Raw genomic sequence first — 15,947 nt, 5'->3', positions numbered from 1 at the left:
GGCAAGCCAGCTCCCACAGTTGGAATGCGATCAAATGTGGGAGCCGGGCTCGCCCGCGATGAGGTCGGCACAGGCGCCACACACTTCAGTGCCTGATCAGTTTTTCTCGCACCAACCCGGCCTCCTGCTGATCCAACTCCAATAGCATCAGCTGCTTGCCGGCAATCTCCACCGCAGCCGGAAAACCGTCCCGGTAAACCAGCCGATTACCGCTCAACGCTGGCACCTTGCTACCCGGCAACAATGTGCCCACCAGGTTCAGCGGATCGGCGCCGCACACCGCAATCAAGCTTCCATCATGAGGCCGCCGCCGAACTTCCCGCAGCAGCGGGATCGCTTCCGGCAACGCAAACTGTTCCCCGGCCAGTCCACTGACAAACCGCCCCCCGCGAATCTCGCCCCGGGCTTCCAGCCGATGGAAGGTGCGCAGCAATTCACGCCAGCTGGGCAGCCAATCCGCCTCACGCTCCAGCAAGCGCCAGAACACCACGCCGTAGCGGCGCAGCAAGGTCATTGCCACATGCTCCAGTGTCTCGGCCGAGTGCGACGCCGGTCGGGTGCCGTCCGCCACCGGTGCCCGTCGCACCAGCGCCCAACGCCCGGCATCGTCCATCCCGCCCACAAACGCACCGCGCCCGCGCCGACTGCTGCGGGCCTGGCGTTTGCTCGCGGGTGTGGTCAGGGCGCGCAGGCCGGCGAAGCTGTCAGCGTTCGCCAGCCCGGCACCTACCAGTTCCTGCAAGGCGGTTTCCAGTTCGCTGCGCAGCAGATGGGCTTCGTGGATCAACTCATCGAAAAACAGCGCACCGTTTTCCCGCAGCGCCTGATGGACTTTCTGCGCCTTGGGCGACAGCTCGGCGCTGTCAGGCGCCTCGGTCAGCCCACTCCACAACGGCACCTGGCTGCGGGGCAACAGCACCACCGGCGTGCTGCGCAGGGCCGTCGCGCCGGCCTTGTTGCTCAGGCGTGTCCACACCACCTTGCCGCTGCGGCACAAATCGTCCAACCAATGCGGCGAGTAATCCTTGATCCGTGCGCTGAGCAAATCGCTGTCCCAAGCCGACGTCGCGGCGGCGTAGCCTTCGAACTGCGCGACGACCTGCGGCAACACCGCGCTGCCCTGGCCGCGAGTGCCGTCTGACAGGTGCTGCCAGTCGAACAGGAACCGCATGAAATCCTGCAACGCCACCGGTTCGATTTCCCGGCGCAGGCGCTTGACCGTGTAGCGGTGAATGCGCGCCAGCAGGTGGCGCTCGCACCATTGTTCGTCGCTGGCGCCCGGGCTGAAGCGGCCGCGCAGCACGTAGCCTTCGCTTTCCAGCCGTGCGAGTGCCTGGGACACGTCGGCCACCGGCAAGGCCAGGGGCGCGGCGATCTGGATCAAGGTCAACGGGCCGAAGCCGCTCAGGCGCGCCCGCAGCACTTCCACCAGGGCTTCTTCGAAGGTCCAGGGTTCATCGAAACCCGGCAACAACGGCAGGTCATTCGGATAGATCGCGGTCAAGCAACTCAAGCGTTCCAGGGCCACCCAAATCGCCCGGTCGGTGCCGATTTGCAAGCGGCTGGCCCGCCCACCGTCAGCCAGGGCGTGCAGCCATTCGCCCCACTGCGGCGTGACTTCCGATTCAGCGATGCACGCCAGGCTCATCAACGCCTCATGCATCTCGTCCAGGCCATTGGGTGCCGGCCACGCTTCCTCGCACACACCGGCAATCGCCTCGGCATCCAGCGCGCCGAGGTCGTCGGTGCTTTGCGGGTCGCTCCAGCGTCGGTTGAGCACGGCCTGGGTGCGGCGCTCCTCCAGCGGCGCGTCGTCGAGAAAGGTGTAGGGGCGGGCGCTGAGAATCTCTGCCGCCAGGGGCGAGGGTGACGGCAGATCGCGGCTGATCAGGCGGATGTCACCGCGCTCCATGCGCCGCAGCAGGGCCAGCCAGCCTTCGCTGTCCATGGCCTCGTGCAGGCAGTCGTCGAGGGTTTGCTCCACCAGCGGATGCTCGGGCACTTCGCGCTCGCCGGCGAGGTTTTCCAGGCACGCTATCTGGTCGGGGAACACGCTGGCGATCAGGTCTTCACTCTTCATGCGCTGGATCTGCGGCGCCACTTTGCGCCCGCCGGTATAGCGCGGCAGTGCCAGGGCCACCCCGGCATTCCAGCGCCAGCGCACACCGAACAGCGGCGCATCCAGCACGGCCTGGATCAGGATGTGCTCGGCCGTGTTGCTGTTGAGGTAGCGCCACACTTCGTCCAGCTCAAAGCTGTGGCTGGTGGACAGCGACAACACGATCGCATCCTCGCTGGCGGCGGCTTGCAGTTCGAAGTTGAAGGTGCGGCAAAAACGCTTGCGCAACGCCAGGCCCCAGGCACGGTTGATGCGGCTGCCGAACGGCGTGTGGATGATCAGTTGAGTGCCGCCGGACTCGTCGAAAAACCGCTCCATGATCAACGTGTCCTGGGACGGCAACGCGCTCAATGCCAGCCGCGCCCGCGCCAGGTAATCCACCAGTTGTTCGGCGCTGGCGAGGTTCAGGCCGAGGCTGCCGGTCAGCCAGTCGAGCGCCGGTTGCAGGTTACCCGGGGTGGCGGCGAGCAACTCGTCGAGTTGCCCCTGCAATCGCGCCACGGCAAACGATAACTCCGCACTGCGCCCCGGCGCTTCACCGAGCCAGAACGGAATGGTCGGTGGCTGGCCATGGGCATCTTCGACCCGCACCTTGCCGGTTTCCACCCGCAGGATGCGGTAGGAGGTATTGCCCAGCTGGAAGATATCCCCGGCGATGCTTTCCACCGCGAAGTCTTCGTTGACGCTGCCGATGTTCAGGCTTTGCGGCTCCAGCAGCACGCTGTAGTCGGCGTTGTCGGGGATGGTGCCGCCGCTGGTCACGGCGGTGAGCTTGGCGCCACGCCGGCCGCGCAGGGTGCGGGTGATAGCGTCGCGGTGCAGGTAGGCGCTGCGGATGCCCTGGCGGCCGTTGTAGCCTTCGGCGAGCATTTGCAGCAGCGCCTGGTAGTGGCGTTCATCGAGCCCGGCGTAGGGCGCGGCGCGGCGAATCAGCGTGAGCAGCGCCTGTTCCTGCCATTCCTGGCAGCTGACTTCGGCGATGATCTGCTGGGCCAGCACATCCAGCGGCGCGACCGGGATCAGCAAGGTGTCCAGCTCGCCCCGGCGCACGCAGTCGAGGAGGGCGGCGCACTCGATCAGGTCGTCGCGGGTGGTGGCGAACAACCGGCCCTTGGGCGTGCCGCCGACCTGGTGCCCGGACCGTCCGACGCGTTGCAGGAAACCGTTGATCGAGCCGGGCGAGCCGATCTGGCACACCAAGTCGACGTCACCGATATCAATCCCCAATTCCAGGGACGCGGTGGCGATCAGCACCTGCAGCTCGCCGGCCTTGAGCCGTTGTTCGGCGTCCAGGCGCAGTTCTTTGGCCAGGCTGCCGTGGTGGGCGGCGACGGCGGTTTTGCCCAGGCGCTCGCTCAAGTGCCGGGCCAGGCGTTCGGCCAGGCGTCGGGTGTTGACGAAAATCAGCGTGGTGCGGTGTTGCCTGGCCAGCTCTGCTAGGCGGTCGTAGACCAGATCCCACACGTCGTTGGCCATGACGGCCGACAGCGGCACCGGCGGTACTTCGATATCCAGGTCCCGTGGGCGTGCGTGGCCGATGTCGACGATTTCGCAGGGGCGGTCGGTGCCCACCAGAAAGCGCGACACCGCTTCGATGGGCTTTTGCGTGGCCGACAGGCCGATGCGGGTCAGTGGCTCGCGGCACAAGCCCTGCAAGCGTTCCAGCGTCAGGGCCAGGTGGCTGCCGCGTTTGCTGGCGGCGATGGCGTGGATTTCGTCGACGATCACCGTGCGGATGCTGGCGAGCATCTGTCGGCCGGAGTCCGAGCCCAGCAGCACGTAGAGCGATTCCGGGGTGGTGACCAGGATATGCGGCGGGTGCTTGCGCATCAGGGCGCGGTCTTTCTGCGGGGTGTCGCCGGTACGCACGGCGGTGCGGATCGCCAGCGGCGGCAGGCCCAGGCGCTGCAGGTGCTCGGTGATGCCGGCCAGTGGGTTTTGCAGGTTGATCTGGATGTCGTTGGACAAGGCCTTCAATGGCGAGACGTAAACCACCAGGGTCTGGTCTGGCAGTTGGCCGCCATTGGCCAGGCCTTGATGCACAAGGTCGTCCAGCACGGCGAGAAAGGCCGTGAGGGTCTTGCCGGAGCCGGTGGGCGCGGCGATCAGGGTCGAGCGGCGCTGACGGATCAGCGGCCACGCCTGGGCCTGGGCGGCGGTCACCGACGGGAACGTGCTGCGGAACCAGGCGCTGACGGCGGGGTGGAAACCGTACAAGACCGTGTCCGTTGATTCAGGAAGGTTCATGGGGCAATCCTACCTTATTGGGGCCGCTGCGCAGCCCAGCGCGGGGCAAGCCCGCTCACCACACTGCAACCCCGCACTTTATAAGTGACGGTTGCGCTACAAACCCGCAAAATGCAACGATTCTGGCAAATGCCAACGGCAGGGCTCACAAGCCTGTCGATAATAACCATCGTTCCAAACAGACCGGGCCTGCTCAATCTATGCGAATGCGCCTTATGTTACTGGGCGGCGGGAATGCCCTCGGGCAGGCGCTGATTCGCCTCGGCGCGGAGGAAGACATCGGTTTCCTCGCCCCGCGCCCGCCCCAAGACGGCTGGGATGCCGCGAGTCTCACGCAACTGCTCGACGACACCCGTCCCGATGCCTTGATCAATCTCGCCTATTACTTCGACTGGTTTCAGGCGGAGACGGTCAGCGAGACGCGTCTGGCCGCGCAGGAATACGCCATCGAGCGCCTGGCCGAGTTGTGCCAGCACCACAGCATTACTTTGCTGCAACCGTCCAGCTACCGCGTGTTCGATGGCTCCCGCGCCACGGCCTACAGCGAAAAAGACGAACCCGTACCGTTAGGCCTGCGTGGCCAGGCGTTGTGGCGCATCGAACAGAGCGTACGCGCCACCTGCCCGCAACACGTGCTGTTGCGCTTTGGCTGGCTGCTGGATGACAGCGTCGACGGCACCCTCGGGCGTTTCCTGGCCCGTGCCGAAAAACCAGACGAATTGCTGATGGCCGACGACCGCCGGGGCAACCCGACGCCGGTGGACGATGCCGCGCGGGTGATCATTTCGGTGCTCAAGCAACTCGATTGCGCAGCGCCGTTGTGGGGCACTTACCACTACGCCGGCCACGAAGCGACCACCCCGCTGGCCCTGGGGCAGGCGATCCTCACCGAGGCGCGCAACTTCCACCCGCTGGCCGTGGAAGCGCCAACCGCCCAGGCCCACGCCGCGCGCCCGGATGCGGCCGATGAACCGCAGCACGCGGTGCTGGCCTGCAAGAAAATCCTCCACACCTTCGGCATCAAGCCACGGGCCTGGCGGGCCGGGTTGCCGGCATTGCTCGACCGGTTTTACCGACATAGCTGAAAACAACACAAAGCAAAATGTGGGAGCGGTTTGTGTGGGAGCCGGGCTTGCCCGCGATGCAGTCAACTCGGTTTGTCAGTTACACCGAGGTGATGCTATCGCAGGCAAGCCAGCTCCCACACAAACCCCTCCCACATTTCGTTAGGCGGCGTTGCTTAAAGCGTGTTTAGAACTTGTAGCCAATACCCACCATGTAAACCATCGGGTCCACATCCACGTTGACCTTGGCCCGAGTGCCCTGGCCCAGCGCGTTGTTGTCCACGGTGGCCTTGGTGCTGATGTCGATGTAGCGCGCCTGGGCGTTGATCATCCACTTGTCGTTGATCATGTAGTCCGCACCGATCTGCGCGGCCCAGCCCCAGGAATTTTCAGCCTTGAAGTTGCTGAAGCCGGCCTCTTGGGCGCGACCGCCGACGTGTTCGTCGTAGATCCAGGTGTAGTTGATGCCGGCGCCGACATACGGCTGGAACGCCGACTTGCTGTCCAGCGGGTAGTACACGACGCTCAGGGTCGGCGGCAGGTGTTTGAGCGAACCGAGCTTGCCGTTGGCGGCGCCCAGGGCGGTGTTCTTGATCTTCACATCGTGCTCGAACGGCGTGGCTGCCAGCAGTTCGATACCCCAGTGGCTGGTGAACATGTAGGCGAAGTTCAAGCCCAGTTGGGTGTCGCTGCTCATGGTCGCCTTGCCGCCCAGGTTGGTCCCGGCCAGCGGGCCCTGGTCGACCTTGACACTGCTGCTGTCCGCTTTCGGGTTGACGGTGATGGCACCGGCGCGAATCAGGATGTCGCCTGCTTCGTGAGCGTGGGCAACGGGGGCGACGAGGGCGAGCGCGACAAGCGACGCGCCGAGCAGGGACTTGTTCATGGGAGCTCCAAAGGACGTTATTAATTGCTTGTGTCCAATGGTAAAGATCGTAACGTTCGAGCTTTTGACTCAGCTCAATGAAAGCGCAATCACGGGTTATTCCTGCAACTCGTACACGTAGATCTTGTCGGCATCCATCTGGTAGCCGGCATCCGCCAGTTCGCTGCTGGACGGTTTGACCTGCATCTGGCCTTCGATCCAGTACGGTTGATACAGCTCGTCGAGCTTCACGCCGATCTCGCTTTTCACGTGCACGATCTGGTTCGACGGCGGTGGCGGTACGTGGATGCAGGCGCCGAAATACGGCACCAGCAGAAACTCCGTGGTGCGGCCTTCTTCGCTGACTTCCAGCGGCACGATATAGCCCGGCAGGCGGATGTGCTTACCGTCCAGGCTTTGTACGACTGGCGCGTTGGGCAGGTCTTGCTTGGCGGCCGGCGCAGACTCCACCGACAGCGCATCCGCCATGCCCGACAAGTCGTGCAGCGGTTTCATGTTGGGGATTTCCGGTGGCGCGTCCGGCGGGATCATCTCCTGCCACGACAGGTCCTTGGGTTGGTCTTCAGCCCAGGCGGGCAGGGCCACCAGCAGTAACAGCGCAAGCACGACGCGACGCATCAACAGCTTCCTCATAAACGTATCGACAGGCCGTCGGCCAGCGATTGCCGGTAGGCGCGCCAGGCCGGCACGCTGCCCATCAGCAGGGCGGCGACGAGAATACCGCCGAGCAAGGTCCATTCATATTCGCTGGGCAGCGACAGTGGCAGGTCCAGCCCGTAGTTGGCCTGCAAATACCCGCGCGACGCGGCGATGCACACGTACAACAGCCCGACACCGGCGATCACGCCCGACAACGCCAGGGCGAACGCTTCGAAGATCAGCAAAGTCGCGATGTGCCAGGGCCGCGCGCCCACCGACCGCAGGATCGCCATTTCCCGGCGCCGCTCATTGAGGCTGGTGAGGATCGCGGTGAGCATGCCGATCAAGCCGGTCAGCACCACGAACAGCGAGATCACGAACAGCGCTTTTTCGGCGGTGCCCATCATGCTCCACAGCTCTTGCAGCGCCACGCCCGGCAGGATCGCCAGCATCGGTTCGCCACGGAATTCGTTGATCTCCCGTTGCAGGGCAAAGGTGGAAATCTTGTTGTTCAGGCCGAGCATGAACGCGGTGATGGCTTGCGGCGTCAGGTCCATGTTGCGGGCCTGGTCGGCGCTGATGCGGCCTTTGCCCTGGGCCGGTACGCCGTTGTGCCAGTCGATGTGAATCGCTTCCATGCCGCCGAGGCTGATATGCAGCGTGCGGTCCACCGGGGTGCCGGTGCGCTTGAGAATACCGACCACGGTGAATGGCTTGTCATCGTGCTTGACCAGGCTGACCACCGCCACGCCGTGAGCCAGCACCAGCTTGTCGCCGAGTTTGTAATGCAGCGCATCGGCCACTTCGGCGCCGAGTACCACTTCAAAGGGATCGGTGGCGAAGGCGCGACCGCTGGCGAGTTCGAGGTTTTGCCGGCGGCCGTACTGGTAGTGTTCGAAATAGGATTCGTTGGTGCCCATCACGCGGTAGCCGCGGTGGGAGTCGCCGAGGGAAATCGGGATCGCCCATTTCACCTGCGGGTTGGCGGCGAAGTGCTCGTAGCTGTCCCAGCGAATATTGTTGGTGGCGTTGCCGATGCGGAACACCGAATACAGCAGCAAGTTGACCGAGCCGGAGCGCGCGCCGACGATCAGGTCGGTGCCGCTGATGGTGCTGGCGAAACTGGCCCGGGCTTCGGTGCGTACCCGCTCCACCGCCAGCAACAGGCACACCGACAGGGCGATGGCGAAGGCGGTGAGGATCGCGGTAAAGCGGCGGTTAGCCAGGCTGGCCATGGCTAGACGAAACAAATACATCTCAAACCTCTACGGGCGTGGCGGCGCGATTGAGTTCGGCCAGCGACAGGTTGCGGTCGAACAGCGGCGCCAGGCTCTGGTCATGGCTGACGAACAACAGGCTGGCGCCTGCTTCGCGGCATTCGGCGAACAGCAACTGGATGAAGGCTTCCCGGGCGTCGTAGTCCAGGGCTGAAGTCGGCTCGTCGGCGATCACCAGTTCCGGCTGGCCGATCAGCGCGCGGGCGGCGGCCACTCGTTGTTGCTGGCCGATGGACAGCGAGTCGGCGCGGCGCTCCAGCAGGTTTTTGTCCTTCAGGCCCAGGTGGGCGAGCAGGATCGCGGCGGCCTGGTCGACACTGCCGTGGCGCTGGATCGCTCGCTGCGCGCGCAGCTTGGAGAAGTGGCAGGGCAGCTCGACGTTCTCGCGTACGGAGAGAAACGGCAGCAGGTTGAACTGCTGGAAGATGTAGCCGGTGTGGTCGACGCGAAAGCGGTCGCGGGCGCCGGCCGAGAGTTCGGTCAGCTCCTGGCCGAGCAGGCGAATACTGCCGCGACTGGGCTTTTGCACACCGCCCAACAGGCCCAGCAGGGTGGTCTTGCCGCTGCCGCTGGGGCCCTTGAGGAACAGGGTTTCGCCCGGCTCCAGGCGAAACGCCGGGATGTCCAGCAACTGTGGGTGACCGGGCCAGTTGAAGCCCAGGTCAGACAGTTCGATAAGTGCTTGGGTCATAAGGAATCAGTGATCTGGCTCGATTTAAATGATGACACTGATCAACTGTGGGAGCTGGCTTGCCTGCGATGGCATCGCCGCGGTGTTTCAGAAAAACCGAGGCGTTTGCATCGCAGGCAAGCCAGCTCCCACATTAACCGGGGCATGAACTCAGAATTTCAGGGTAGCTGCCTGCGCCGTCGCTTCCACACCCTGCTGGCCGCTTGGGCCAATGAGTTGTACCTGAATTTTCTGGGTGGCGGGGAAGGTCTTGAACACCTGGGTCAGGTCGAGGTTGCTCAACGCGGTCGGCGTGGCGCAGGTGAACTGGTAGTGAGCGTGGATTTCGCTGTGGTCGTGATGATGTTCGTGGGCGGCGGCGCCTTTGCCATCGGTGGCGTGGTCGTCATCGTCGTCGTCATGGTCGGCTTCAGGTTTGTCGCCAAACAGCGGGCTGTTCAGCTCCTGGGTGCTGATCACACAGCCGGCGGCCTTGGGCAGGCTGAACAGCACCAACGGTTGCTCCAGTTGCTTGCGGGCAGCGGCGACCTTGGCTTTGTCGCCAGCCGTGGTGGCCAGGTGTTCGAAACCCACCAGGTTCATCGCCGGGCTGTCCAGTTCCAGCTCCAGGGCCTGGCCGTCGAGCACTGCGTTGAGGCGGCCCACACCGTGTTCGTGGGCGCCGAGGCTGCCGTGCTCGTGGTCATGGTCGTGCTCGTCGGCAGCCTGGGCGATGGCCAGTGGCAACAGGGCAAACGGCAAAGCGAGCAGCAAACGGCGCATGGTGGAGCTCCCGAACAAAGATGAAAGTTTTGTTATGTGATCTTATAACAATTTTGCGACGAGTTTGACCGCCTGCTTGGCGTAGCGCAAGACGCGTGGGAGCATGCTTGTCAGAAAAGTGCGGGAGTGAGTGCGATGTTGAGAATTCGTGGAACCGTGGGTGACCTGCCGGTGGACTTGACCCTGGAGCTGGACGACGGCGACTGGGCCCGGCTGGGCGCGCAGTTGCAGACCAGCAAAACCCCGAGTGCCGAACCGGTAGTGACGCCGGCGGCGGGTAACCTGGACGAGAGCCTGTGGCAGGCCGCCCAGGATTTGCTGCGCAAGGCCGGGCAACTCAACGGGCTGGAATTGCTCGATCAACTGGAAGGATTGGCCGGCAGCGCCTCGGCGGGCAAGCGCCTGCTGGTGCGCCTGCGCCATAGCGCCAAGGTCAAGGTGGCCAGCGGCGGGGATACGCCGCTGTACAGCTGGATCGAGTAAGGATCAGTACAGCGCGGCGAACAGCTTGCGGCGGTAAACCGTGACAAGCGGGTGATCGTTGCCCAGCAATTCGAACACCTGCAACAGCGTCTTGTGGGGCAGGCCTTCGCTGTAGCTGCGGTTGCGGATGAACAGCTTGAGCAAGCCGTCCAGCGCGGCGTCGTATTGCTGGCGCGCCAGTTGCTGCACGGCCAGTTGATACACCGCCTCGTCATCCTGCGGGTTTTGCGCCAGGCGGGCTTTCAGGTCTGCGGCGTCCGGCAGGTCGGCGGCCTGGCGCAGGAAGGTGATCTGCGCCTTGGCGCCGGCCAGGGCGGCTTTGTGATCATCGCTCTTGACCGCGTCGAGCACGGTTTGCGCTTCATTCAGCTCGCCGCGTTCAGCCAGGCAGCGCGCGTACAGAATCAGCGCGGCGGCGTTGGTGTTGTCTTCACCCAGCAGGGTGACCAGCACGGCCTCGGCGTCGGTGATACGGCCTTCGGCAAACAACGCCTGGGCCTGCTCCAGCGGATCGGCAGCGGCCGGCGGCGGCATTTGCACGTGTGGCTCCAGCATCGCGCGCACGGCAGACTCGGGTTGCGCACCGGCAAACCCGTCGACCGGCTGGCCATCCTTGAACAGCACCACCGTCGGCAGGCTGCGAATGCCAAAGCGCGAGACCACGTCCGGCTCGGCATCGCAATCGACCTTGGCCAGCAGCAACTCACCCTGATAGCTCTCGGCGATCTGCGCGAGCATCGGCATCAACGCCTTGCACGGCGCGCACCACTCGGCCCAGAAATCCACCAGCACGGGTTTTTCGAAAGAGTTCTGGATCACCGCCTGGTCAAACGTGGCGGTGGTGGCGTCGAAGATGTACGGCGTGGGCTCACTCATGGGGTATCTCGAAGAAAGCAGGGGGATGAGGGCAACTATAAAGACTGGAGGAGGTGACCGGAAGCTATGCAGCAATTAAGCGCGTTCAGGATGCCAAAAAGGGTCTTGATACCAGTCGTGGGGAAAACCCATTGCTCTGAGGCTGACATCGGGGAAATCTTCAGTCAGTTGATGTAGGCGCTGGTCCCAGTGAGCGTGTGGACCCACTTTATGCATTAGATGATTAAGAATGCAGAGTGCTGCAAACATACGGGTATGAGTGCCAGGATGAAGAAGGTGCCTGGGCCATGAGAAGTTGGCTTTTTTGGGCAGTTCCGGACGAATGCCCAATTCTCGATTCCACATTCGCGCATGGTGTGCGCAGATGTTGCGAATGGTGGTCAGGGTGTGCAGCCAAGACTGCATCAAGGGGGCCGGGAGTTCCACGCGTCTGGCGATAGCCTTCTTGTCTGAATCCTTGGCCAAGCCTTTGTAGAGGTGGGACAGGTCACCGAGTGTGAGTTCTTCCAACATCGCCCATCCGGGCATGAGTGTCGGTTGGTCGTAGGTGGTGGGGTAGTGGCGGGCGTAACTCTCCTTTGCTCTCTGGCATTTGAGATGCGCTTTGCGACTGTTTTCGGCCTGCAGTCGATCTATTCGCAGGCATTCGCGCTCATAGTCTCGGGTCGCGGCGTGTTGCTTGGACTGCAACGTTGCCAGTAGGCGCTGGTGGTCAAATGTCTGTTGAAACATTCCAGTTTCGGTATACCAATGGCTGCCATAGTGGGGCCCCATATGGTTACTGATCATTGAGCGGGTCGCTATTTCTACGCGCTCAATGGCGTCCATGCTCAACAATCTAAGCCTGCGGTCAAAATCGTAGAGTCGAGTTAGCTGACGAAAGCCGATGCCATCACGAAAACGATGATTGGCATCCCCCGATTGCTGAAAAGGGCGCATGTAGGGGCTCAAGCGGAAAAAGCTGACTGACTGCAAGAAACATTGCGCACGGGCTTCATCTTGAATGAGCAAGCCACGTTGTTTGAGCAGTTCTATCTGGGAGGGGACATCAATGGCGGGTTTGTCGAACGTTCTCATGCCCCAAAAACTCCAGGCATAAAAAACCCGCACAATTTGTGCTTAGTCACTTGCGCGACCAGAGGCATGGCGGGTGTATTACGGCAAAGACTAGGCAGTAGCGGTGACGTTTGCAAGCTTTTTGAGCAAGTGGCGACGGACGCAAATTTGGGGTTTGGCATACAGCTTGGTTGTCCAGGTTGCGTGCGAGAGGCGGTCATTTTCCACGCTACGCTGAAGGCTGTCTTACCCCATCTGTTACTGGAGATTTGCTGGTTTGATATGGGCGACTATCGCCGCGAATGGTACAGGCTCACCTTGCGAAACTCCCAGGGCTCGGCCAGGTCGGGCAGGGTCAGGGCGTCGAGGATTTCCAGGCGCTGGTAGTCCGGGTGCTGGAAGTTCCGAACCCGGGAATCGGCGACCAGCGCTTCGCGGCCCCGGGTGAGGAACTGGTCCAGCAGCGGCAGGTTCGCCCGGTCGTACAGCACATCGGCGACCAGGATCAGGTCAAACCGGTCGGCTTCGGCGAAGAAGTCTGCGGAGTAACCCAGCGTCACGCCATTGAGTTCCGCATTCGCCTGGCAGGCTGCCAGGGCCAGTGGGTCAAGGTCGCATGCCACCACTTCCAGCGCTCCGGCCTTTACCGCAGCAATCCCGGCAACGCCTGAACCTGCGCCAAAATCCAGCACCCGCTTGCCCGCGACCCACTCCGGATTGGCCGCCAGGTATCGCGCCAGCGCCAGACCACTGGCCCAGCAAAAGCTCCAGTACGGCGGCTCATGCAGGATGCGTCGGGTTTCTTCGGGGCTGAAGGCGCGGTCCATGTTGTCGGCGTCCAGCAGCCACAGCGACAACGCGGTGCCCGGCAGCGGGCAGGGCACCAGTTGGGCGTCGCCGATCAGTTCGCTGAGGGCGCGTTGCAGGTCCAGCGGTGGCGTCATGGTGCGGGAACGAGTTGCAGCGGGCCGGTGGTCTGGGTGATCGCTTGGGTGATGCGTACGGGCGGCAGGTGCAGGATCAACTGGCCGGACTGGCTGGCGCGGCCACGCAGCTCAACGCGTCCGCCTGCCGGGAAAGCCTCGGGGTTGAAGCGCAGGCGGAACGCCAACGGCTTGTTGTTGCCGATCAGCACGCTGCTGGCGAGCAGTTGTTGCGGGCGCGAACGGTCGTCGATCACCAGCAGCGCCAATTCGACTTCAGCCCCGGCCGGTACGCCGTTCAATTGGCCGCTGACTTCACGCTGGTAGGCGGGCAGCGGGCCGAGGTCTTCTTCCACACCCGGCAGTTTTTTCTCTTGTTGCGGCGCCGGAGCGGGCGGGGCGGGTTTTGGGGTATGGCTGCTGCAGGCGACCAGGAAACCAAGCAACGTGAGCAAAACAAGTGGTCGTAACTGCATGTACGGCTCCAGAAAGGACAAAATCCGTGGCTTAAAAAATATGAAACATAATAGTCAGCCTATATACCGTAAAGGCTATGGCTTGTCTTGCCACGGGGATGCGCTACCATGGCCCTCCCATTTTTTGTTGCCTGCCACCATGCACTGTCCCTTCTGCGGTGCCAACGACACCAAGGTCATTGACTCACGTCTGGTCGCCGAGGGCGAACAGGTGCGTCGCCGGCGTGAATGCCTGGCTTCTGGCTGCGGTGAACGTTTCACCACCTTCGAAACCGCCGAACTGGTATTGCCACGTCTGATCAAGACCGACGGCAGTCGCCAGCCCTTCGACGAAGAAAAACTGCGCGCCGGAATGCAGCGCGCCCTGGAAAAACGCCCGGTGAGTGTCGAGCGGCTGGAAGCGGCGCTGGTGCATATCAAGCACAAGCTGCGGGCTACCGGCGAGCGCGAAGTCAAATCCCTGGTGGTTGGAGAACTGGTGATGGCCGAGCTGCAAAAGCTCGACGAAGTCGCCTATATCCGTTTCGCCTCGGTGTATCGACGCTTCCAGGACCTCAACGAGTTCCGCGAAGAGATCGACCGCCTGGCCCGTGAGCCGGTAAAAGAATGAACCCACCTTCGGCAGAACAAGCGGTGCTCGACGCCCATTACATGGCCCGTGCCCTGGAATTGGCGCGCAAGGGCCTGTACACCACGCACCCCAACCCACGGGTTGGCTGCGTGATCGTGCGTGACGGGCAAATTGTCGGCGAAGGCTGGCACGTGCGCACCGGCGAGCCTCATGCGGAAGTCCACGCCCTGCGGGCAGCGGGCGATAAAGCCCGTGGCGCCACCGCCTACGTGACCCTTGAACCGTGCAGCCACCACGGGCATACGCCGCCGTGCGCCGATGCGCTGGTGAATGCCGGTTTGGCCCGTGTGGTCGCGGCGATGCAGGACCCGAACCCGGAAGTCGCCGGGCGTGGCATGCGCCGTCTGGCCCAGGCCGGGATCGAGACTCACAGCGGCTTGCTGGAGAATGAGGCGCGTGCGCTTAACCCGGGCTTCCTCAAGCGCATGGAACATGGCCTGCCGTTTGTGCGGGTCAAATTGGCCATGAGCCTGGACGGTCGCACCGCGATGGCCAACGGCGAAAGCCAATGGATCACCGGCCCGGCCGCCCGTGCCGCTGTGCAGCGTTTGCGGGCCCAGGCCAGTGTGGTGCTGACCGGTGCCGACACGGTGCTGGCCGATGGTGCTCGCCTGACCGTGCGCGCCGCCGAGCTCGGCCTGGATGAAGAAACCACTGCCCTGGCGATGTCCCGTCCGCCGCTGCGCGTGCTGATCGACGGCCGCCTGCGGGTGCCGCTGAATGCGCCGTTCTTCAAGGCCGGTCCTGCGCTGGTCATCACTTGCGTGACGCCGGACAACCAGTACCCCACAGGCCCTGAGTGCCTGGTGGTGCCGGGTGTCGACGGCCAGGTCGACCTGCGTTCCGCGCTGGTGGCCCTGGCCGCCCGTGGCGTCAACGAAGTGTTGGTGGAAGCCGGCCCGAGTCTGGCAGGCGCCTTCGCCCAGCAAGGCCTGGTGGACGAGTACGTGATATTCGTCGCCGGCAAGTTCCTCGGCTCCGCTGCCCGGCCTTTGTTGGACTGGCCGCTTGAGAAACTGGCCGACGCCCCCCAACTCAAGATCACTGAAATGCGCGCTGTGGGCGACGACTGGCGAGTCACTGCCATTCCTGTGCCATCAGCGAGCGTATAATTCCCGGCCTGCGCCACGTCTTCAGGAGAACGGCATGTTCACCGGCATTATCGAATCCATCGGCAGCATCCGTGCAATGACCCCAAAAGGCGGCGACGTACGCCTGCTGGTTGAAACCGGCAAGCTCGACCTGAGCGACGTCAAACTGGGCGACAGCATCGCCGTCAGCGGTGTGTGCCTGACCGTCATCGAGTTGCCTGGCAACGGCTTTGCCGCCGATGTCAGCCGGGAAACCCTGGACTGCACCGCGATGAACGACCTCAAGAGCGGCAGCCCGGTGAACCTGGAAAAAGCCCTGACCCCGACCACCCGTCTCGGCGGGCACCTGGTCAGCGGCCACGTTGACGGGGTGGGCGAAGTCGTCGCCCGCAGCGAAAACGCGCGTGCCGTGGAATTCCGTATCCGCGCACCGAAAGAGCTGGCCAAGTACATCGCCCACAAAGGCTCGATCACCGTCGACGGCACCAGCCTGACCGTGAACGCCGTGAACGGCGCCGAATTTGAACTGACCATCATTCCCCATACCCTGAGCGAAACCATCATGGCGTCGTACCAGCCGGGTCGCCGGGTGAACCTGGAAGTGGACTTGCTTGCCCGTTACCTGGAGCGCCTGTTGTTGGGCGATAAGGCCGCAGAGCCGACCGGGAGTAACATCACTGAAAGTTTTTTAGCCGCTAACGGCTACCTTAAATCCTGACCCAAGGG

General features: G+C 63.4%; 15 protein-coding genes. 5 read left to right on the top strand and 10 right to left on the bottom strand.

What is annotated here, in order from left to right:
• Positions 1-85: 85 nt before the first annotated feature.
• Positions 86-4,366: a DEAD/DEAH box helicase gene (locus JFV30_RS25525; protein WP_201125477.1), complete on the bottom strand. Its 4,281-nt coding sequence runs from the start codon at positions 4,364-4,366 to the stop codon at positions 86-88.
• A gap of 200 nt (positions 4,367-4,566) precedes the next feature.
• On the opposite strand from JFV30_RS25525, the gene JFV30_RS25520 reads away from it, so the two are divergent.
• Entirely contained in the window at positions 4,567-5,451 is an 885-nt protein-coding gene (locus JFV30_RS25520; protein ID WP_010174642.1) for a sugar nucleotide-binding protein, read from the top strand.
• Positions 5,452-5,617: 166 nt separating this feature from the next.
• Here the strand turns inward: JFV30_RS25520 and JFV30_RS25515 are convergent, their stop codons facing one another.
• From JFV30_RS25515 to JFV30_RS25495, 5 genes are all read right to left on the bottom strand, one after another.
• Positions 5,618-6,316, bottom strand: a complete 699-nt coding sequence (locus JFV30_RS25515) for an OmpW/AlkL family protein (protein ID WP_010174644.1) — start codon at positions 6,314-6,316, stop codon at positions 5,618-5,620.
• 96 nt (positions 6,317-6,412) lie between these two features.
• On the bottom strand, positions 6,413-6,934 hold the full coding sequence (locus JFV30_RS25510) for a DUF3299 domain-containing protein (RefSeq protein ID WP_010174646.1): 522 nt from the start codon (positions 6,932-6,934) through the stop codon (positions 6,413-6,415).
• A gap of 11 nt (positions 6,935-6,945) precedes the next feature.
• Positions 6,946-8,211 (bottom strand): ABC transporter permease, encoded by a 1,266-nt coding sequence (locus JFV30_RS25505; RefSeq protein ID WP_003210004.1) that lies wholly within the window; start codon positions 8,209-8,211, stop codon positions 6,946-6,948.
• 1 nt (position 8,212) lies between these two features.
• Positions 8,213-8,923, bottom strand: coding sequence for an ABC transporter ATP-binding protein (locus JFV30_RS25500; RefSeq protein WP_201125476.1), 711 nt, complete (start codon positions 8,921-8,923; stop codon positions 8,213-8,215).
• Positions 8,924-9,073: 150 nt separating this feature from the next.
• Positions 9,074-9,685, bottom strand: coding sequence for a DUF2796 domain-containing protein (locus tag JFV30_RS25495; protein WP_010174651.1), 612 nt, complete (start codon positions 9,683-9,685; stop codon positions 9,074-9,076).
• A 135-nt stretch (positions 9,686-9,820) separates the two neighbouring features.
• Between JFV30_RS25495 and JFV30_RS25490 the strand changes: the two genes are divergently transcribed.
• Positions 9,821-10,168: a hypothetical protein gene (locus tag JFV30_RS25490; protein WP_201125475.1), complete on the top strand. Its 348-nt coding sequence runs from the start codon at positions 9,821-9,823 to the stop codon at positions 10,166-10,168.
• Between the two features lie 3 nt (positions 10,169-10,171).
• Here JFV30_RS25490 and trxA read toward each other — a convergent pair whose 3' ends face one another.
• The 4 genes from trxA to JFV30_RS25470 form a co-directional block, all read right to left on the bottom strand.
• Positions 10,172-11,044 (bottom strand): thioredoxin, encoded by an 873-nt coding sequence (gene trxA, locus JFV30_RS25485; RefSeq protein ID WP_010174655.1) that lies wholly within the window; start codon positions 11,042-11,044, stop codon positions 10,172-10,174.
• 75 nt (positions 11,045-11,119) lie between these two features.
• Positions 11,120-12,121, bottom strand: coding sequence for an Abi family protein (locus tag JFV30_RS25480; RefSeq protein ID WP_201125474.1), 1,002 nt, complete (start codon positions 12,119-12,121; stop codon positions 11,120-11,122).
• A gap of 269 nt (positions 12,122-12,390) precedes the next feature.
• Positions 12,391-13,044, bottom strand: a complete 654-nt coding sequence (locus tag JFV30_RS25475; protein ID WP_201125473.1) for a class I SAM-dependent methyltransferase — start codon at positions 13,042-13,044, stop codon at positions 12,391-12,393.
• A complete protein-coding gene (locus JFV30_RS25470; RefSeq protein WP_169386420.1) occupies positions 13,041-13,499 on the bottom strand; it encodes a YbaY family lipoprotein in 459 nt (152 codons plus the stop codon). Before JFV30_RS25470 ends, JFV30_RS25475 begins: the two co-directional genes overlap by 4 nt.
• A gap of 139 nt (positions 13,500-13,638) precedes the next feature.
• Between JFV30_RS25470 and nrdR the strand changes: the two genes are divergently transcribed.
• From nrdR to JFV30_RS25455, 3 genes are read left to right on the top strand one after another with little or no spacing between them, the layout of a single operon-like run.
• The gene (gene nrdR / locus JFV30_RS25465) at positions 13,639-14,109 is read left to right on the top strand and encodes a transcriptional regulator NrdR (protein ID WP_010174661.1); all 471 of its coding nucleotides are present in this window, start codon (positions 13,639-13,641) and stop codon (positions 14,107-14,109) included.
• A complete protein-coding gene (ribD, locus tag JFV30_RS25460) occupies positions 14,106-15,242 on the top strand; it encodes a bifunctional diaminohydroxyphosphoribosylaminopyrimidine deaminase/5-amino-6-(5-phosphoribosylamino)uracil reductase RibD (protein WP_201125472.1) in 1,137 nt (378 codons plus the stop codon). Before nrdR ends, ribD begins: the two co-directional genes overlap by 4 nt.
• 34 nt (positions 15,243-15,276) lie before the next feature.
• The gene (locus tag JFV30_RS25455; RefSeq protein ID WP_010174663.1) at positions 15,277-15,939 is read left to right on the top strand and encodes a riboflavin synthase; all 663 of its coding nucleotides are present in this window, start codon (positions 15,277-15,279) and stop codon (positions 15,937-15,939) included.
• Positions 15,940-15,947: the final 8 nt, after the last annotated feature.

The organism is Pseudomonas sp. TH32, assembly GCF_016650855.1.
Taxonomy (GTDB): Bacteria; Pseudomonadota; Gammaproteobacteria; order Pseudomonadales; family Pseudomonadaceae; genus Aquipseudomonas.
The sequence above is the reverse complement of the archived record's forward strand: the minus strand, read 5'-3'. Positions and strand labels throughout refer to the sequence as shown.